Below are 18,706 nucleotides of genomic sequence, written 5' to 3'. Positions count from 1 at the left end.
GCTCAGTACGCGCTGTCGACGTTGTCGATCGAGCCGTACTTGTCCGCGGCGTAGTTGGCGGCCGCGGTGATGTTGGCGACCGGGTCGTACTGGTCGTGCTTGGTGCCCTTGACGTGGTAGAAGTCGAAGGTCGGCTTGATGACCTGCAGCAGGCCCTTCGACGGGACGCCGTTGATCGCGTTGATGTCCCAGTTGTTGATGGCACGGGGGTCACCGCTGGACTCACGGATGATGTTGCGGTGCAGGCCCTCGTACGTGCCCGGGATGTTCTTCCTGTCCATGATGGAGAGGGCCTCGCGGATCCAGCCGTCCAGGTTGTTGGCGTAGACCGGCTTGCGGTCGGCCGCACGGCTGGCCTTCTTCGCGGCGCGCTTCTTCGCGTCGGCCTTCGCCTTCGCGGCGGCCTCGCTCTTGGCCTCGGCGACGGCCTTGGCCTTCGCCTCCGCCTTGGCGGCGGCCTTCTTCTTCGCGGCCTCCTCCTTGGCCTTGGCGGCTTCGGCGGTCTTGGCCAGCCGCTCGGCCGTCGTGTTCTGCCCCAGGCCGGTGGCCTCGAGGCTCTGCGTCTGCGAGCCGGTGTAGGCGACCGGCGCGGCGGCCGAGGCGGCCTGCGGCTCGGTCGTGGCCGAAGCGTCGTTCGGGATGAGCGAGAAGCCGACAGCGGCGGCAGCCAGGGTGGAGACCCCCGCGACGGAGAGCTTCTGCGCCTTGTTCAGGCGACGGCTACGGCTGGAGATGCGGGACACGGACATACAGTCGTACCTCTTCGAATAGCAGGGGTCCTCGGCGAGGACGCGGACGGAAGAGCCGGGGGCATCTCCGTCGGGGACAGCTGCAATTCTTAGCGCCAGCAAAATGGCCTGGCAAAGGTGTGACGTACGAAGCCGAGTAGTGGATGGGGGTCTTGTTCATTCCTCCTTGTCCGGTTTGAACCCTGGAGAGTTGCCCGTTTTGGGCAAACTATCCTTCTTCGTAAGTGACGTGGGCCCTATGCCTGGGCTCACACCGGAACCCCTTCGCGCTCACGAATAGTTGCTCTAGTAATGCGGAGCGTAAGGGGCTTTTCGGGCAGTGGGCAGCAGGAGATGGGCGTCCCCGAACTCGTGCCAGAGGTACCGGTGGCCCAGTGCCTGGGCGTATCCCCGCCTCAGTGCCTCCCGCCCCGCGACCGCCTCCAGCATCAGCAGGTGCGAGGCTTCCGGCTCGTGCAGCCCGGTCAGCAGTCCGTCGACCACCCGCACACCCCGCTGCGGCGTCACCACCAGATCCGTCCAGCCCGCCGCGGCCCGCACCACACCGTCCGCACCCGCCGCGGACTCCAGGGCCCGCACCGCCGTGGTCCCCACGGCGATCACCCGGCCCCCGCCCGCCCGGGCCGCGTTGATCAGCCGTGCCGTGGCTCCCGGCACCTCGAACCGTTCCGGGTAGGGCGGCTCGTGCGCCTCGGCCGAGGCCACCCCCGTATGCAGCGTCAGCGGCGCGAACTGCACCCCGCGGCTCACCAGCGCCGCCACCAGCCCCGCCGTGAACGGCCTCGCGGCACTCGGCATCTCCGCCGAACCGCTCCCGTCGGGCGACGGCACGGCGAACACCGTCCGGTAGGCCGACAGCGGCTGGTCCCGCTCCGTGTAGGAGTACCGGATCGGCCGCCCGTACCCGCTCAGCAGACCCGGCACGTCCAGCGGCACCCGCGCCCACCAGAGCCGGGCCCCGTCGGGTGGACCCAGCGGCTCGTCCAGGACCAGAGCGTCGCCGCCGGGAAGCCTGACCACCGCTCCCGCCGGGCCGCCGGGACGCGGGCGCGTGGTCCCGGCGCCGTCCGGCCGGCGCAGTTCGACCGCCCACCGCCCGTCCTCGCCCCGGGTGGAGAAGTGCACGACGACCCGTTCGCCGCCCAGGCGCCCGTTCACCGCGGCCGCCAGTGTCATCGACGTATTGACCACCAGCACGTCCCCGGCCCGCAGCTCCCCGGGCAGATCCCCGAACCTGCGGTGGGACACGGCGGTGCCCCGCGAGACCAGGAGCCGTACGTCGTCACGCCCCGCGCCCCGCTGCTCGGCCGGCACCCGGGCCGACAGCTCCGGAGGAACCCGCAGGGCGTCCAGCGCGGTCATCGCCCGGCCCGCCCGTCCGCGTCCAGCAGCGCGGAGGCCGTGTACCTGCCACTGGCCGGGCGCAGCTCCAGCAGCCGCACGAAGGCGGGCGCCACGCTCTCCGGGCGCGGCCGGGGCCCGGAGTCGTCCGGCACGGCCGCCGTATAGAGGTCCGTCCCCATGTCACCCGGGTCCACCGCCCACACCCGCAGCCCCGGCTCCTCGACCCCCAGCACCGCGGCCAGCTGGTCCAGCGCCGCCTTCGACGCCCCGTACCCGCCCCACGTCCCGTACGGCTCGGTGGCCGCGTCCGAGCTGACCGTGACCACCGCCCCTGCCGCCGAGTCCCGTAGCAGCGGAAGCGCCTCCTGCACGAGGCCGAGCACCGCGACGACATTCGTCTCCAGCGCCTGCCGCAGGCCCTTCAACGGCAGAGCCTCCAGCCGTACGAGCGGCTCGGCGCCCAGCGCGCTCGCATTGCTCACCAGCACGTCGAGACCACCCAGCCCCGCGGCCGCGGCCACCAGGGCCTCGCGGTGCGCCGGGTCCGTGACGTCCCCCGCCACGGCCACCACCCGCGTCCCGTACCGGCCGGCCAGCTCCTCCGCCGTCCCCCGGAGCACCTCCGCCGACCTGGCGTCCAGCACCAGATCCCAGCCCCGCCGCGCCAGATCCACGCCGAGCGCGCGCCCCAGCCCCTTCGATCCGCCCGTGATCATCGCGATCGGCATGACAGCCATCTCCTCGAACCTCGTGGACCTCCGACGCCACCAACGTAGGAATCCGGCACGGTCCGCCGCCTCGTCCGTCGGCCGCAGCGGCGCAAGGCACTTCGGCCTAGGACCGAGGCCCCATACGGCCCGGGCCCTCAGCCCGGTACGGCAGCGATACCCCCGCCGGTACGGTGAGCACATGAGTCATCGCCCACCGTCGGGCCTCGCCGCGGTCAGCGCCGCGCTGCTCGCCATGAGCCGCCACCTGGAGATGAGGGACGTCCTCAAGACGATCGTCGCCTCGGCCCGGGAACTGCTCGACGCCGAGTACGCCGCCCTCGGCGTCCCGGACGACCACGGCGGCTTCGCCCAGTTCGTCGTCGACGGTGTCAGCGACGAACAGTGGAAGGCCATCGGGCCGCTGCCCCGCCAGCACGGCATCCTCGCGGCGATGCTCCACGAGGCGAAGCCCCAGCGGCTCGCCGACGTCCGTGAGGACCCCCGGTTCGAGGGATGGCCCGACGCCCACCCCGACATGTCGGACTTCCTCGGCCTGCCCATCCAGGACGGCGACGAGACCATCGGCGCGCTCTTCCTCGCCAACAAGCGGTGTCCTCGGCCGACGGGTGGATGCAACTTCACCGAGGAGGACGAGGAACTCCTCGGGATCCTCGCCCAGCACGCGGCGATCGCCCTCACCAACGCCCGGCTGTACGAACGCAGCCGTGAGCTCACCATCGCCGAGGAGCGCTCACGGCTCGCCCACGAGCTGCACGACGCCGTCAGCCAGAAGCTCTTCTCGCTCCGGCTCACCGCCCAGGCCGCCGCAGCCCTCGTCGACCGCGACCCGGCGCGCGCCAAGGACGAGCTCCAGCAGGTGGCCGCGCTGGCCGGGGAAGCCGTGGACGAGCTGCGCGCGGCCGTCGTCGAGCTGCGCCCCGCCGCCCTGGACGAGGACGGCCTGGTCGCCACGCTCCGCACCCAGATCCAGGTCCTGGACCGCGCCCACAGCGCACGGGTCACCTTCGGGAGCGACGGAGTGCGAGCCCTGCCCTCCGCCCAGGAGGAGGCGATGCTGCGGGTCGCCCAGGAAGCCCTGCACAACGCCCTGCGTCACTCGGGGGCGGCGCAGGTGACCGTCACCCTCGACCGGCACACCTCGGCCACCGTGCTGCGCATCACCGACGACGGCCGAGGCTTCGACACCCATGCCGTCCGGCATGCGGGACGGCATCTCGGCCTCGTCTCGATGCGGCACCGGGCAGGCAGTGTCGGGGGCCGGCTCACCGTCGCTTCGGAGCCCGGCAAGGGCACCACGGTCCAGATGGAGGTCCCCTGTGCCTGAGAAGATCATCAAGGTGCTGCTGGTCGACGACCACCAGGTGGTCCGGCGGGGACTGCGTACGTTCCTCGAGGTCCAGGAGGACATAGAGGTCGTGGGGGAGGCCTCGGACGGGGCCGAGGGCGTCGCCAGGGCCGAGGAGCTGCGGCCCGACGTGGTCCTGATGGACATCAAGATGCCGGGCACGGACGGCATCGAGGCGCTGCGCAGGCTCAGGCAGCTGGACAACCCCGCCAAGGTGCTGATCGTCACCAGCTTCACCGAGCAGCGCACGGTCGTGCCCGCCCTGCGGGCGGGGGCCTCGGGCTATGTGTACAAGGACGTGGACCCGGACGCCCTGGCCGGTGCCATCCGCTCGGTCCACGCGGGGCACGTCCTTCTTCAGCCGGAGGTCGCCGGCGCGCTGCTCGCCCAGGACGAGACGGGCAACGGCTCGGGGCGGGGAAGCACCCTGACCGAGCGCGAGCGGGAGGTGCTCGGTCTGATCGCCGACGGCCGCTCCAACCGGGAGATCGCCCGGGCGCTGGTCCTCTCGGAGAAGACCGTGAAGACCCACGTCTCGAACATCCTGATGAAGCTCGACCTCTCGGACAGGACCCAGGCCGCGCTGTGGGCGGTGCGGAACGGGGCGGCGGGCTGACCCGCTGAGCTTCGGCCGGACGGCGCGGGGCGGCGGGCCGGCCGGAGGCCTTCCGCCGGACAGGACGAGGGATCCGCAGGCGGAAGAGGGGCGGTTCCAGTCCGGTCCGAGATTCATACTGTCGGGTGTATGTCACCCGTACGGCGCATCCCCTGCGGCGTGACGGCGTTCTCCAGGCGTGCTGCGGCGGTCGGCCGCGGCTACCCGAGGAGGATCCTGAAGTGAAGAACCTGAAGAAGGCCGCAGCCGTCACCATGATCGCGGGCGGAATCATCGCCGCCGGTGCCGGAGCCGCCTCCGCCACGGGTCACGGTGCCGTCGCCCACGGCACGGCTGTCGGATCCCCGGGTGTCGCCTCGGGCAACGTCGTCCAGGTCCCGGTGCACGTCCCGGTGAACGTGGTCGGCAACACGGTCACCGTGGTGGGCCTGCTCAACCCGGCATTCGGCAACCTCGGCCTGAACGGCTGAGGCCGCGCGACGCCTCACACCCCGCCGCCCGGAGGACTCGACCGAGCCCTTCGGGCAGCGGGGGGACGCGAAGGCGCTTTCCCCCTACCTCCGGCGACCGGAGGACGCGACGGCGTCTTCTGCGGACTCCGGTGGCCTGGGGCACGCGAGGGCGTTCTCTCCGGACTCCGGGGGACGCCAGGGTGCTTTCCCCTTCCTCCGGCTGCCCGGGGCACGCGACGGCGTCCTCTCCGTCCTCCGGCGGCCGCAGGACGGATGACAGACGAGGGAGGACGCCGTCATCGTCCTCCGTCCACGTGCTCACCCGCCTCCACCGCGCACCCGGTCACCGCCCCCGCTCCTCCACGTACGCGTTGTACGCCGCGACCTGCGCCCGCCGGGCCACCCGCTCCACCGGCCGCAGTGCCTCCCCCCGGGCCGCGATCTCGGAGGCGCTCACCGCGCCGCCGTGCCCGTTCTCATGGGCCACCGAGACCAGCAGCCCGACCCGCTGAGCCAGCTCCAGCACCCGGACCGCCCGCGGCGGATAACCCGGGGCCAGCACTTCCCGCCCCCGCTCGGCCCGAGCCCGGTAGGCGTCCACCGCGGCCTCCGCGACCGGACCTGACCCGGCGACGTCCAGTCGGGACAGCACCGCCGTCGCGTCACGCAAAGCCTCGGCGAGCTCCCGCTCCGCCTCGCTCAGCGACGGCACATCGGCGGGCGGCGCCTCCCTGACCGGCAGACAGTGCCAGACCACCTCGACATGCAGATCCCCGGCGGGCCCGGCCTCACTCACCTCCGGTACGAGCCCGTACGGCGCCCCGGACGTGACCACCGCCTCCTCCGCCTCCAGCGCGCGGGCGTTGAAGTCCGGCGGCCCGCTGAGACCGAGCGGGTGCCCGGGCACCGGCAGGGCGACCCGGAAACCGGTCGCGCCTAGCCCCCGCAGCCGGCCGAGCGCCAGCGTGAGTCCGACGGGCCCCGCCTCACCCGGCAGCCCCTCGACGCGGTGCACCGCGTCCTCCCCGACGATCGCGACCGCCGCGTCGTCCGGGGACACAAGTCCGGCCAATAGTGCGTTTCCCCATGCGGCAAGCCGCCCTGAGCGTGGTTCCGAAAGCATGGGAACAGCCTAGGCAACGGCCCCAGGGCCTGAGCACTCCTCGGGTGGCGTAGGTTTTCCCTGGGAGCTGTGCCCACAGGCACGCGACGATCTCGACACTGTATGGGGAGACAACGCGCCATGAGCGATGTACTGGAGCTGGTGGACGTATCGGTGGTCCGCGACGGACGCGCTCTGGTGGACGACGTCTCCTGGTCGGTCAAGGAAGGGGAGCGCTGGGTCATCCTCGGGCCGAACGGCGCGGGCAAGACCACCCTCCTCAACCTCGCCTCCAGCTACCTCTTCCCGAGCACCGGCACGGCGACGGTCCTGGGTGAGCGGCTCGGCGGGGTCGGCACCGACGTCTTCGAGCTCCGCCCCCGCATCGGCATCGCCGGTGTGGCCATGGCCGAAAAGCTCCCCAAGCGCCAGACCGTGCTGCAGACGGTGCTCACCGCCGCCTACGGCATGACCGCCACCTGGCACGAGAACTACGAAGCCGTCGACGAGGACCGGGCCCGGGCCTTCCTCGACCGCCTCGGCATGACCGAGTACCTCGACCGCAAGTTCGGCACGCTCTCCGAGGGCGAGCGCAAGCGCACCCTCATCGCCCGCGCCATGATGACCGACCCCGAGCTGCTCCTCCTCGACGAGCCGGCCGCCGGGCTCGACCTCGGAGGCCGCGAGGACCTGGTCCGCCGGCTCGGCAGGCTGGCCCGGGACCCGTACGCCCCGTCCATGGTCATGGTCACCCACCACGTCGAGGAGATCGCGCCCGGTTTCACCCACGTCCTGATGATCCGTCAGGGCAAGGTGCTCGCCGCCGGCCCCATGGAGACCGAGCTCAGCTCCCGGAACCTCTCCCTCTGCTTCGGCCTGCCGCTCGTCGTCGAGCACCACGGCGACCGCTACACCGCTCACGGGCTTCCCCTCGGCCAGTAGTCGCACCACAGCCAACCTCCTCTGCGCCCTGTCGGGGAAGGCACTCACGGTCCTACGATGACCATGTGGACATCGACGCGTGGGTGTGGTGGCTGATCGGCGCGGTGGGACTGGGCATTCCCCTCGTCCTGACCGCCATGCCCGAATTCGGGATGTTCGCCGTCGGAGCGGTGGCGGCTGCCGTCGTCGCGGCCCTCGGCGGCGGCATCGTCGCCCAAGTCCTGGTCTTCGTGGTGGTGTCGGTGGCGCTGATCGCCGTCGTCCGCCCGATCGCGGCCAGACACCGAAGGGGCCAGTCCACGCACGCGACCGGAATCGACGCGCTGAAAGGCCGTCAGGCCGTCGTCCTGGAACGGGTCGACGGCAGCGGCGGACGCATCAAGCTCGCCGGCGAGGTCTGGTCCGCGCGCTCGCTCGACGGCGACCAGACCTTCGAACCCGGCCGGCAGGTGGACGTCGTGGACATCGACGGTGCAACGGCCGTCGTCATGTGAGTGAACCGGTCACACGGCAGGCCGCAGTCTGCCAAACTCGAAGTCGATCATCATGAGACCGCAACCGTCATAAAAGATGCGGATGTCACGACCGATCGACATCGATCACCGCGATCCGTCGGCAACCGAAGGGCACGAGGCACACGATGCAACCGATCATCATCGTCCTGATCATTCTGGTGGTGCTCGTCTTCATCGCCCTGATCAAGACGATCCAGGTCATCCCGCAGGCCAGTGCCGCCATCGTCGAGCGCTTCGGCCGCTACACCCGCACCCTCAACGCCGGGCTGAACATCGTCGTCCCGTTCATAGACTCGATCCGCAACCGGATCGACCTCCGTGAGCAGGTCGTCCCCTTCCCGCCCCAGCCGGTGATCACCCAGGACAACCTGGTCGTCAACATCGACACCGTCATCTACTACCAGGTGACCGACGCCCGCGCCGCCACCTACGAAGTCGCCAGCTACATCCAGGCGATCGAGCAGCTCACCGTCACCACGCTCCGCAACATCATCGGCGGCATGGACCTCGAGCGGACCCTGACCTCCCGCGAGGAGATCAACGCCGCACTGCGCGGAGTCCTCGACGAAGCCACCGGCAAGTGGGGCATCCGCGTCAACCGCGTCGAGCTCAAGGCCATCGAACCGCCCACCTCCATCCAGGACTCGATGGAGAAGCAGATGCGTGCCGACCGTGACAAGCGCGCCGCCATTCTCACCGCCGAAGGCATCAGGCAGTCCGCGATCCTCACGGCCGAGGGCGAGAAGCAGTCCGCGATCCTCCGCGCCGAAGGTGAGGCCAAGGCGTCCGCACTGCGGGCCGAGGGTGAAGCCCAGGCCATCCGCACGGTCTTCGAGTCCATCCACGCGGGGGACCCGGACCAGAAGCTCCTGTCGTACCAGTACCTCCAGATGCTTCCCAAGATCGCCGAGGGCGACGCCAACAAGCTCTGGATCGTGCCCAGCGAGATCGGCGACGCACTCAAGGGCCTCAGTGGCGCCTTCGGTAACCTCGGCAACGGCGCCCCCGGCTTCAACACCGGAACGGAACGCAGGGAGCAGCCCCCGGTCGACTGACCGGCAGACACCTTCGTGCATGATCAGTGAGGCCCCTCGACCTTCATGGCGGGGAGGCATCACTGACCATCGAAGGAGATGGCCTTGTCCATCTGGGAGATTCTCGCGGTCTTCGCGGCCGGCGTCGGCGCCGGCACGATCAACACCATCGTCGGCTCGGGAACGCTGATCACCTTCCCCGTCCTGCTTGCCACCGGGCTGCCACCGGTCACCGCGACCGTGTCCAACGCCCTGGGCCTCATCCCGGGCTCCATCAGCGGTGCCATCGGCTACCGCGAGGAACTCAAGGGCCAGCGGCGCCGGATACTGAAACTCAGCGTGGGCGCACTGATCGGCGGACTCACCGGGGCCACCCTGCTGCTCGCCCTGCCCTCCACGGCGTTCGAGATGATCGTTCCCGTCCTGGTGGCACTCGCGCTGGTCCTGGTCATCCTGCAGCCCCGCATCAGCAGGGCGGTCCAGCGCCGCCGGGACCGCAGCGGCACCGCCGCCCGGCCCGACGGCGGGCCCCTGCTGTTCACCGGCCTGACGCTCGCCAGCGTCTACGGCGGCTACTTCACGGCGGCCCAGGGCATCATCTATCTCTCCCTGATGGGCATGCTGCTCGACGACACGATGCAGCGCCTCAACGCCGTCAAGAACGTCCTCGCCGCCGTCGTCAACAGCGTCGCCGCGCTCTTCTTCCTCTTCGTCGCGGACTTCGACTGGACGGCCGTGCTCCTGATCGCGGTCGGTTCCGCGCTGGGCGGTCAGATCGGTGCCAAGGTCGGCCGCCGGCTCAGCCCCCGCTTCCTGCGCGCCCTGATCGTCGTAGTCGGTACCGCGGCCATCGTCCAACTACTGCTGCGATGACGGACGGAGCCCGTCCCTCCGGCAGGGGGACGGGCTCCGCGGACATCCATGTGGGGCGGGTGGGGGTGGTCACGCAGCCGAGCGAGCCAGCCACTCCGGCAGTGCCGACCGGTCGCCGGCACCCAGCGCGAGCAGCATCGCGTCCGCCGGCGAAGGCACGAACGGCTCCCGCAGCAGCGGCATCCCCGCCTGCTCCGGCGTCCGGGCCGCCTTCCGGTGGTTGTCCTCCGCGCACGAGGCCACGGTGTTCAGCCAGGTGTCCTGACCCCCCTGGGCCCGCGGCACGACGTGGTCCACGGTGCTCGCCCGCCTCCCGCAGTACGCGCACCGGTGCTGGTCCCGTATGAGCACACCCCTTCTGGACCACGGAGCGTGTCTTCGGAACGGCACCCGCACGTACCGGCAGAGCCTGATCACCCGCGGGACCGGAAGGTCCACGGCGGCGCCACGCATGCGGAGGCCGGGGTGCGACTGCTCGACGACGGCCTTGTCCTGAAGGATCAGAACCACCGCACGGTTGAGCGTCACCGTCGACAGTGGCTCGAAGCTCGCGTTGAGTACAAGTGTGTCCCGCATCCTGCCCACCTCCCGTGTGCCGCCCGTCAGTCGGCGGACCCGGATCAACTCTGTCCGGGCGAACCGTGATGGACAACGCAATAAAAAGTGCCCTGCCCTGATCTCTCCAAGACCAGGGCAGGGCAAACAGGAGGCGAACCTTCAGCTTACGGGGGCGGTGTACTCCCCGATCAGCTGAGCGCGGCCCAGAGTGTGGAACCGCAGATTGAAGCCGACCACGGCGGGCGAGGCGTCACTGTCCGGCCCGAGCTTCTCGCTGTCCACCGCGTACACGGTGAAGACGTAGCGGTGGTTCTCGCCGGCGGGAGGCGCGGCACCGCCGAACTCCTTCGTCCCGTAGTCGTTGCGGACCTGGACGGCGCCCTTCGGCAGCCCCTTGAACACCCCGCTCCCGGCACCGGCCGGGAGCTCCGTGACGGACGCGGGGATGTCGAACAGCACCCAGTGCCAGAACCCGCTGCCCGTCGGGGCGTCCGGGTCGAAGCACGTCACGGCGAAGCTCTTCGTCTCCGCGGGGAAGCCCTCCCACCGCAGCTGCGGCGAGATGTTCCCCGCAGCGAACACCTGGGCGTCCGCCAGCACGGCGCCCGGCGCGAGGTCCTCGCTCACCACGGTGAACGGGGCGACCTCGGGATGGAAGTCGTGCGGCAGCGGCGCCCTCTTCGGCTCGGTCACGTCAGCACCTCTCCTGATCGGCTCTGCGATGTCTTCCCACCGACCCTAGGCGGTGTCAGAGCCAGTTGCGCTGGCCGCCGACCTGGGCGAGCCACTGATTGAGATACGCCGCCCAGTCCGTGCCCTGGAAGTCGTTGAGACCCACCTTGAACGCGCGGTAGGAGTCGCTGCCCTCGCTGAAGAGACCCGGCTTCTTGTCCATCTCCAGGATGACGTCCATCTCGCGGTCGTCCGCGACGAACGTCAGCTCCACCTGGTTCAGCCCCCGGTACTGCTGCGGCGGGAAGAACTCGATCTCCTGGTAGAACGGCAGACGCTGGCGGGTACCACGGATGTGGCCCCGCTCCATGTCGGCACTGCGGAAGCCGAAGCCCAGCTGCCCGAACGCGTCCAGGATCGCCTGCTGCGCGGGCAGCGGGTGCACGTTGATCGGGTCCAGGTCTCCCGAGTCCACGGCGCGTGCGATCTCCAGCTCCGTGGTCAGCCCGATGTTCATGCCGCGCAGCTGCTGGCCGGCGAACATGGTGATCGGCGTCTCCCAGGGGATCTCCAGGCCGAACGGCACGACGTGCACCGCGCCCGCCTGCACCTCGAAGGCACCACCGAGGCGCTGCTTGGTGAACTCGATGTCCTGCTTGGTCTCCTGGTCCCCGCCCTCGACCTCGACCCGCGCCTGCAGACCGACCGAGAGAGCCTCGATCTGCTGGTCCACGGATCCGCCCTGGATCCGCACCTCGCCCTGGACGACCCCGCCGGGGACGACGTTGAGTTCGGTCAGTTCGGTCTCGACCGAAGCACCGCCGGCACCCATGCTCGCGAGCAGCCGCTTGAAGCCCATGTTTTCCTCCTTGGTCCTGACCCCTACATACGCGCCACGACCGTAGCCGGTTCCCGTCGCGCCGAGCCCGGTACCCTCGGACGCCATGAATGAGGCCTTGGACCGCACACCGCTCACGCGGGACTTCTCCGACATGCCCGTCGTGGAGGTGGCGCCCGATCTCCTGGGCCGCGTCCTCGTCCGGAGCACCGAGGAGGGGCCCATCGGGCTGCGACGGACGGAGGCGGAGGCGTACGCGGGTGAGATCCATCCGGGCCCCCACGCCTTCCGTGGCCGGACAGCGCGCAACAGCGTGGTGTGCGGGCCGCCGGGGCACTCGTACGTCCACGTCACCGATGGCATGTCAGGGCGGTCGGCGTGAACGTCGGTCTCCTCGCCCATTCCGCCGAAGAGGTCGCCCCCAGGCTGCTCGGGAGTGTCCTCACCTGCAATACCCCCGAGGGGACCGTGAGCATCGCCGTGACGGAGACCGAGGCGTACTCCGGTACGGCTGACCCGGCTTCCCACGCCTTCCGAGGCCGGACCCCCCGTAACGCCGTCATGTTCGGACCCGCAGGACATCTGTACGTCTACCGGTCCCACGGTCTCCACTGGTGCGCCAACGTCGCCACCGGGACTGACGGCATCGCCTCGGCCGTCCTCATCCGGGCAGGCAGGGTCATCGAGGGGGAAGACCTGGCACGCAGGAGGCGAGGGGAGAAGGTCGAGAGCCCACGCCTCGCCCGCGGTCCGGGGAACTTCTGCCAGGCGCTCGGCATCACGGCGGAGCACAACGGCGCAGATCTCCTGACAGGTACCTCGGTCGTGCTGTCCGAGGGTGAGCCCGTACCTGCCGCGCTCATCCAGGCCGGTCCCCGGGTGGGCGTGAGCAAGGCCCACGACTGGCAGCACCGGTTCTACCTCGCCGGCGATCCGACGGTCTCGGCATACCGGCTGAGCCCGAGAGCCAAGCCGTCCGCCGGAGCCTGAGGCGCTGCGCGCCCTGTGCACGGCCCGCCGACGCGATGCTCGGCGCTCCCGGTCGGGGAGAGCGGCTCGGGGCGGAGACATGGCCCGCAAACGTCGATTCTCGGCCCGGCACGACAGGGAACCGGCCAATGGGTCTGCACATCTGACGACGGCCCTCGACGTCGACCGCGCGTTGAACGAAGTGGATGTGGGGGCGGAGCCCGCAGCCTCCTTTGTCCGTCCCGTACGGCGCCCCACCGTCTCCCGACCAGGTACGGAGCGGTCCTCGCCCGGGTGTGGACGGCGACGGCTCCCATTCAGCCCCGGCGCTTCCGGCTCGACGGCGACCCCAAGGCCGGCCCGCACAGTGCACACGTGCCCCGCCGCCGCGCAACTTGACTCACCCCTGCCGTTTCCCTAATGTAGTCCGAGCCGCTTGAACGGATGCAGTTGTTCTTGGCGCGGTCCATCGGACCGGGTCGAAGCATCGTGAGAGGGCCAACCACTACCTACGATTCACCCCTGGCGGGTGCAATTTCGGCATGCCGGAATTTGTCCGATCGGCTCGATTATGAGTCGCAGAGGAAATCAGCTAATGTAGTGACCACGCCGAAAGGGAAACGCGAAAGCGAAGAACTGGAAAGCGAAACAAGCAGTAACCCGCTTCGACCGGGAATCGGACACGAAAGAGTCTGATAGAGTCGGAAACGCAAGAACGAAGGGAAGCGCCCGGAGGGCCCCGGTGAAACGGGACCGAAGGAAGCGTCCGTTCCTTGAGAACTCAACAGCGTGCCAAAAGTCAACGCCAGATATGTTGATACCCCGGCCTGCTTCATGCAGGTTGGTGGTTCCTTTGAAAAGTCCTACTGGTCCTTCGGGTCGGGTAGGCAACAACAGCGAGGACGCTGTGAACAACCGGTCATATTCCGATCTGGTTGTTCCGCTCTCGTGTTGTGATCCCGATTACGGGAAAACATTCACGGAGAGTTTGATCCTGGCTCAGGACGAACGCTGGCGGCGTGCTTAACACATGCAAGTCGAACGATGAAGCCTTTCGGGGTGGATTAGTGGCGAACGGGTGAGTAACACGTGGGCAATCTGCCCTTCACTCTGGGACAAGCCCTGGAAACGGGGTCTAATACCGGATAACACTCTGTCCCTCATGGGACGGGGTTAAAAGCTCCGGCGGTGAAGGATGAGCCCGCGGCCTATCAGCTTGTTGGTGGGGTAATGGCCTACCAAGGCGACGACGGGTAGCCGGCCTGAGAGGGCGACCGGCCACACTGGGACTGAGACACGGCCCAGACTCCTACGGGAGGCAGCAGTGGGGAATATTGCACAATGGGCGAAAGCCTGATGCAGCGACGCCGCGTGAGGGATGACGGCCTTCGGGTTGTAAACCTCTTTCAGCAGGGAAGAAGCGAAAGTGACGGTACCTGCAGAAGAAGCGCCGGCTAACTACGTGCCAGCAGCCGCGGTAATACGTAGGGCGCAAGCGTTGTCCGGAATTATTGGGCGTAAAGAGCTCGTAGGCGGCTTGTCACGTCGGATGTGAAAGCTCGGGGCTTAACCCCGAGTCTGCATTCGATACGGGCTAGCTAGAGTGTGGTAGGGGAGATCGGAATTCCTGGTGTAGCGGTGAAATGCGCAGATATCAGGAGGAACACCGGTGGCGAAGGCGGATCTCTGGGCCATTACTGACGCTGAGGAGCGAAAGCGTGGGGAGCGAACAGGATTAGATACCCTGGTAGTCCACGCCGTAAACGTTGGGAACTAGGTGTTGGCGACATTCCACGTCGTCGGTGCCGCAGCTAACGCATTAAGTTCCCCGCCTGGGGAGTACGGCCGCAAGGCTAAAACTCAAAGGAATTGACGGGGGCCCGCACAAGCAGCGGAGCATGTGGCTTAATTCGACGCAACGCGAAGAACCTTACCAAGGCTTGACATATACCGGAAAGCATCAGAGATGGTGCCCCCCTTGTGGTCGGTATACAGGTGGTGCATGGCTGTCGTCAGCTCGTGTCGTGAGATGTTGGGTTAAGTCCCGCAACGAGCGCAACCCTTGTTCTGTGTTGCCAGCATGCCCTTCGGGGTGATGGGGACTCACAGGAGACTGCCGGGGTCAACTCGGAGGAAGGTGGGGACGACGTCAAGTCATCATGCCCCTTATGTCTTGGGCTGCACACGTGCTACAATGGCCGGTACAATGAGCTGCGATGCCGCGAGGCGGAGCGAATCTCAAAAAGCCGGTCTCAGTTCGGATTGGGGTCTGCAACTCGACCCCATGAAGTCGGAGTTGCTAGTAATCGCAGATCAGCATTGCTGCGGTGAATACGTTCCCGGGCCTTGTACACACCGCCCGTCACGTCACGAAAGTCGGTAACACCCGAAGCCGGTGGCCCAACCCCTTGTGGGAGGGAGCTGTCGAAGGTGGGACTGGCGATTGGGACGAAGTCGTAACAAGGTAGCCGTACCGGAAGGTGCGGCTGGATCACCTCCTTTCTAAGGAGCACTTCTTACCAGGTTCGCTTGGTCAGAGGCCAGTACACCGGCGAATGTTCGGTGCTGGTTGCTCATGGGTGGAACGTTGACTATTCGGCACGACAGGTTGGTCATTGCTAGTACTGCTTCGGCGTGGAACGTGGTGAGTGATCGGTCGGGTCGGGCACGCTGTTGGGTATCTGAAGGTACGGGCTCGTTGAGTCTGTTCCTTTGGTTGCCGGCCCCAGTGCACTCACCTGTAAGGGTGGGGTGATGGGTGGCTGGTCGTTGTTTGAGAACTGCACAGTGGACGCGAGCATCTGTGGCCAAGTTTTTAAGGGCGCACGGTGGATGCCTTGGCACCAGGAACCGATGAAGGACGTGGGAGGCCACGATAGTCCCCGGGGAGCTGTCAACCAAGCTTTGATCCGGGGGTTTCCGAATGGGGAAACCCGGCAGTCGTCATGGGCTGTCACCCGCTGCTGAACACATAGGCAGTGTGGAGGGAACGAGGGGAAGTGAAACATCTCAGTACCCTCAGGAAGAGAAAACAACCGTGATTCCGGGAGTAGTGGCGAGCGAAACTGGATGAGGCCAAACCGTATGCGTGTGATACCCGGCAGGGGTTGCGCATACGGGGTTGTGGGAGTTCTCTTGATCAATCTGCCGATTGGTCGGCAAGTCAGAAACCGTTGGTGTAGGCGAAGGACATGCGAAAGGTCCGGCGTAGAGGGTAAGACCCCCGTAGCTGAAACATCAACGGCTTGCTTGAGAACCACCCAAGTAGCACGGGGCCCGAGAAATCCCGTGTGAATCTGGCGGGACCACCCGCTAAGCCTAAATATTCCCTGGTGACCGATAGCGGATAGTACCGTGAGGGAATGGTGAAAAGTACCGCGGGAGCGGAGTGAAATAGTACCTGAAACCGTGTGCCTACAAGCCGTGGGAGCGTCGCTGTGTGTGCTTGCACATGCAGTCGTGACTGCGTGCCTTTTGAAGAATGAGCCTGCGAGTTAGCGGTGTGTAGCGAGGTTAACCCGTGTGGGGAAGCCGTAGCGAAAGCGAGTCCGAATAGGGCGATTGAGTTGCACGCTCTAGACCCGAAGCGGAGTGATCTAGCCATGGGCAGGTTGAAGCGGAGGTAAGACTTCGTGGAGGACCGAACCCACCAGGGTTGAAAACCTGGGGGATGACCTGTGGTTAGGGGTGAAAGGCCAATCAAACTCCGTGATAGCTGGTTCTCCCCGAAATGCATTTAGGTGCAGCGTCGTGTGTTTCTTGCCGGAGGTAGAGCACTGGATAGGCGATGGGCCCTACCGGGTTACTGACCTTAGCCAAACTCCGAATGCCGGTAAGTGAGAGCGCGGCAGTGAGACTGTGGGGGATAAGCTCCATGGTCGAGAGGGAAACAGCCCAGAGCATCGACTAAGGCCCCTAAGCGTACGCTAAGTGGGAAAGGATGTGGAGTCGCAGAGACAACCAGGAGGTTGGCTTAGAAGCAGCCACCCTTGAAAGAGTGCGTAATAGCTCACTGGTCAAGTGATTCCGCGCCGACAATGTAGCGGGGCTCAAGCGTACCGCCGAAGTCGTGTCATTCATACACATATCCCCAACGGGAGTATGGATGGGTAGGGGAGCGTCGTGTGCCGGGTGAAGCAGCCGCGGAAGCGAGTTGTGGACGGTTCACGAGTGAGAATGCAGGCATGAGTAGCGATACACACGTGAGAAACGTGTGCGCCGATTGACTAAGGGTTCCTGGGTCAAGCTGATCTGCCCAGGGTAAGTCGGGACCTAAGGCGAGGCCGACAGGCGTAGTCGATGGACAACCGGTTGATATTCCGGTACCCGCTTTGAAACGCCCAATACTGAATCAGGCGATGCTAAGTCCGTGAAGCCGGCCCGATCTCTTCGGAGTTGAGGGTAGTGGTGGAGCCGACGAACCAGACTTGTACTAGGTAAGCGATGGGGTGACGCAGGAAGGTAGTCCAGCCCGGGCGGTGGTTGTCCCGGGGTAAGGGTGTAGGCCGTGTGGTAGGCAAATCCGTCACACGTTAAGGCTGAGACCTGATGCCGAGCCGATTGTGGTGAAGTGGATGATCCTATGCTGTCGAGAAAAGCCTCTAGCGAGTTTCATGGCGGCCCGTACCCTAAACCGACTCAGGTAGTCAGGTAGAGAATACCGAGGCGTTCGGGTGAACTATGGTTAAGGAACTCGGCAAAATGCCCCCGTAACTTCGGGAGAAGGGGGCCATCACTGGTGATCCGATTTACTCGGTGAGCTGGGGGTGGCCGCAGAGACCAGCGAGAAGCGACTGTTTACTAAAAACACAGGTCCGTGCGAAGCCGTAAGGCGATGTATACGGACTGACGCCTGCCCGGTGCTGGAACGTTAAGGGGACCGGTTAGTGCACTTTCGGGTGTGCGAAGCTGAGAACTTAAGCGCCAGTAAACGGCGGTGGTAACTATAACCATCCTAAGGTAGCGAAATTCCTTGTCGGGTAAGTTCCGACCTGCACGAATGGCGTAACGACTTCTCGACTGTCTCAACCATAGGCCCGGTGAAATTGCACTACGAGTAAAGATGCTCGTTTCGCGCAGCAGGACGGAAAGACCCCGGGACCTTTACTATAGTTTGATATTGGTGTTCGGTTCGGCTTGTGTAGGATAGGTGGGAGACTTTGAAGCGGCCACGCCAGTGGTTGTGGAGTCGTCGTTGAAATACCACTCTGGTCGTGCTGGATGTCTAACCTGGGTCCGTGATCCGGATCAGGGACAGTGTCTGATGGGTAGTTTAACTGGGGCGGTTGCCTCCTAAAGAGTAACGGAGGCGCCCAAAGGTTCCCTCAGCCTGGTTGGCAATCAGGTGTTGAGTGTAAGTGCACAAGGGAGCTTGACTGTGAGACCGACGGGTCGAGCAGGGACGAAAGTCGGGACTAGTGATCCGGCAGTGGCTTGTGGAAGCGCTGTCGCTCAACGGATAAAAGGTACCCCGGGGATAACAGGCTGATCTTCCCCAAGAGTCCATATCGACGGGATGGTTTGGCACCTCGATGTCGGCTCGTCGCATCCTGGGGCTGGAGTCGGTCCCAAGGGTTGGGCTGTTCGCCCATTAAAGCGGTACGCGAGCTGGGTTTAGAACGTCGTGAGACAGTTCGGTCCCTATCCGCTGTGCGCGTAGGAATATTGAGAAGGGCTGTCCCTAGTACGAGAGGACCGGGACGGACGAACCTCTGGTGTGCCAGTTGTCCTGCCAAGGGCATGGCTGGTTGGCTACGTTCGGAAAGGATAACCGCTGAAAGCATCTAAGCGGGAAGCCTGCTTCGAGATGAGTATTCCCACCACCTTGAGTGGTTAAGGCTCCCAGTAGACGACTGGGTTGATAGGCCAGATGTGGAAGCCCGGTAACGGGTGGAGCTGACTGGTACTAATAGGCCGAGGGCTTGTCCTCAGTTGCTCGCGTCCACTGTGTTGTTCCCAGGCCACGA

At 66.4% G+C, this 18,706-nt stretch carries 15 protein-coding genes, 2 rRNA genes and 1 pseudogene; 11 read left to right on the top strand and 7 right to left on the bottom strand.

All coding sequences use genetic code 11. From position 1 onward, the window contains the following. Positions 1-2 precede the first annotated feature (2 nt). The 3 genes from HED23_RS23670 to HED23_RS23660 form a co-directional block, all read right to left on the bottom strand. Positions 3-749, bottom strand: a complete 747-nt coding sequence (locus HED23_RS23670; RefSeq protein ID WP_203185394.1) for a transglycosylase SLT domain-containing protein — start codon at positions 747-749, stop codon at positions 3-5. Positions 750-1,034: 285 nt separating this feature from the next. Further along, positions 1,035-2,111, bottom strand: a complete 1,077-nt coding sequence (locus HED23_RS23665; RefSeq protein ID WP_203185393.1) for an S-adenosylmethionine:tRNA ribosyltransferase-isomerase — start codon at positions 2,109-2,111, stop codon at positions 1,035-1,037. After that, a complete protein-coding gene (locus HED23_RS23660) occupies positions 2,108-2,821 on the bottom strand; it encodes an SDR family NAD(P)-dependent oxidoreductase (protein WP_203185392.1) in 714 nt (237 codons plus the stop codon). Before HED23_RS23660 ends, HED23_RS23665 begins: the two co-directional genes overlap by 4 nt. Before the next feature lie 181 nt (positions 2,822-3,002). Here HED23_RS23660 and HED23_RS23655 point away from each other — a divergent pair, with 181 nt between their 5' ends. The 3 genes from HED23_RS23655 to HED23_RS23645 all read left to right on the top strand — a co-directional run bounded on the left by HED23_RS23655 (position 3,003) and on the right by HED23_RS23645 (position 5,255). Continuing rightward, positions 3,003-4,148, top strand: a complete 1,146-nt coding sequence (locus HED23_RS23655) for a GAF domain-containing sensor histidine kinase (RefSeq protein WP_203185391.1) — start codon at positions 3,003-3,005, stop codon at positions 4,146-4,148. Continuing rightward, a complete protein-coding gene (locus HED23_RS23650; RefSeq protein ID WP_203185390.1) occupies positions 4,141-4,785 on the top strand; it encodes a response regulator in 645 nt (214 codons plus the stop codon). The genes HED23_RS23655 and HED23_RS23650 overlap by 8 nt, the downstream gene beginning before the upstream one ends. A 221-nt stretch (positions 4,786-5,006) precedes the next feature. Beyond that, a complete protein-coding gene (locus tag HED23_RS23645) occupies positions 5,007-5,255 on the top strand; it encodes a chaplin family protein (protein WP_203185389.1) in 249 nt (82 codons plus the stop codon). Between the two features lie 325 nt (positions 5,256-5,580). On the opposite strand, the gene HED23_RS23640 is transcribed toward HED23_RS23645, so the two are convergent. Beyond that, a complete protein-coding gene (locus HED23_RS23640) occupies positions 5,581-6,360 on the bottom strand; it encodes a hypothetical protein (RefSeq protein ID WP_203185388.1) in 780 nt (259 codons plus the stop codon). 120 nt (positions 6,361-6,480) lie between these two features. Here HED23_RS23640 and HED23_RS23635 point away from each other — a divergent pair, with 120 nt between their 5' ends. From HED23_RS23635 to HED23_RS23620, 4 genes are all read left to right on the top strand, one after another. After that, a complete protein-coding gene (locus HED23_RS23635) occupies positions 6,481-7,281 on the top strand; it encodes an ABC transporter ATP-binding protein (protein WP_203185387.1) in 801 nt (266 codons plus the stop codon). Positions 7,282-7,346: 65 nt separating this feature from the next. Further along, the gene (locus HED23_RS23630) at positions 7,347-7,775 is read left to right on the top strand and encodes an NfeD family protein (protein ID WP_203185386.1); all 429 of its coding nucleotides are present in this window, start codon (positions 7,347-7,349) and stop codon (positions 7,773-7,775) included. A gap of 146 nt (positions 7,776-7,921) precedes the next feature. After that, the gene (locus HED23_RS23625; protein WP_203185385.1) at positions 7,922-8,851 is read left to right on the top strand and encodes an SPFH domain-containing protein; all 930 of its coding nucleotides are present in this window, start codon (positions 7,922-7,924) and stop codon (positions 8,849-8,851) included. Between the two features lie 78 nt (positions 8,852-8,929). Next, the gene (locus HED23_RS23620) at positions 8,930-9,703 is read left to right on the top strand and encodes a sulfite exporter TauE/SafE family protein (protein ID WP_203185384.1); all 774 of its coding nucleotides are present in this window, start codon (positions 8,930-8,932) and stop codon (positions 9,701-9,703) included. A 69-nt stretch (positions 9,704-9,772) separates the two neighbouring features. Here HED23_RS23620 and HED23_RS23615 read toward each other — a convergent pair whose 3' ends face one another. The 3 genes from HED23_RS23615 to HED23_RS23605 all read right to left on the bottom strand — a co-directional run bounded on the left by HED23_RS23615 (position 9,773) and on the right by HED23_RS23605 (position 11,792). Beyond that, on the bottom strand, positions 9,773-10,279 hold the full coding sequence (locus tag HED23_RS23615; RefSeq protein WP_203185383.1) for an HNH endonuclease: 507 nt from the start codon (positions 10,277-10,279) through the stop codon (positions 9,773-9,775). A gap of 141 nt (positions 10,280-10,420) precedes the next feature. Next, on the bottom strand, positions 10,421-10,954 hold the full coding sequence (locus HED23_RS23610; RefSeq protein ID WP_203185382.1) for a YbhB/YbcL family Raf kinase inhibitor-like protein: 534 nt from the start codon (positions 10,952-10,954) through the stop codon (positions 10,421-10,423). Positions 10,955-11,009: 55 nt separating this feature from the next. Next, positions 11,010-11,792: a sporulation protein gene (locus HED23_RS23605; protein WP_203185381.1), complete on the bottom strand. Its 783-nt coding sequence runs from the start codon at positions 11,790-11,792 to the stop codon at positions 11,010-11,012. An 85-nt stretch (positions 11,793-11,877) separates the two neighbouring features. Between HED23_RS23605 and HED23_RS23600 the strand changes: the two are divergent. The 4 genes and pseudogenes from HED23_RS23600 to HED23_RS23585 form a co-directional block, all read left to right on the top strand. Then, positions 11,878-12,135 (top strand): annotated as a pseudogene (locus HED23_RS23600) (DNA-3-methyladenine glycosylase); the annotation flags it as partial. Positions 12,136-12,149: 14 nt separating this feature from the next. Then, on the top strand, positions 12,150-12,761 hold the full coding sequence (locus tag HED23_RS23595) for a DNA-3-methyladenine glycosylase (protein WP_203185379.1): 612 nt from the start codon (positions 12,150-12,152) through the stop codon (positions 12,759-12,761). A 955-nt stretch (positions 12,762-13,716) separates the two neighbouring features. Further along, a 16S ribosomal RNA gene (locus HED23_RS23590) occupies positions 13,717-15,242 on the top strand. A gap of 303 nt (positions 15,243-15,545) precedes the next feature. Beyond that, a 23S ribosomal RNA gene (locus tag HED23_RS23585) occupies positions 15,546-18,669 on the top strand. The 16S and 23S rRNA genes sit together here, the layout of an rRNA operon. Positions 18,670-18,706: the final 37 nt, after the last annotated feature.

Origin of the sequence: Streptomyces pratensis (assembly GCF_016804005.1) — a bacterium.
Lineage (GTDB): Bacteria > Actinomycetota > Actinomycetes > Streptomycetales > Streptomycetaceae > Streptomyces > Streptomyces pratensis_A.
This window is presented reverse-complemented; position numbering and strand designations above follow the sequence as displayed.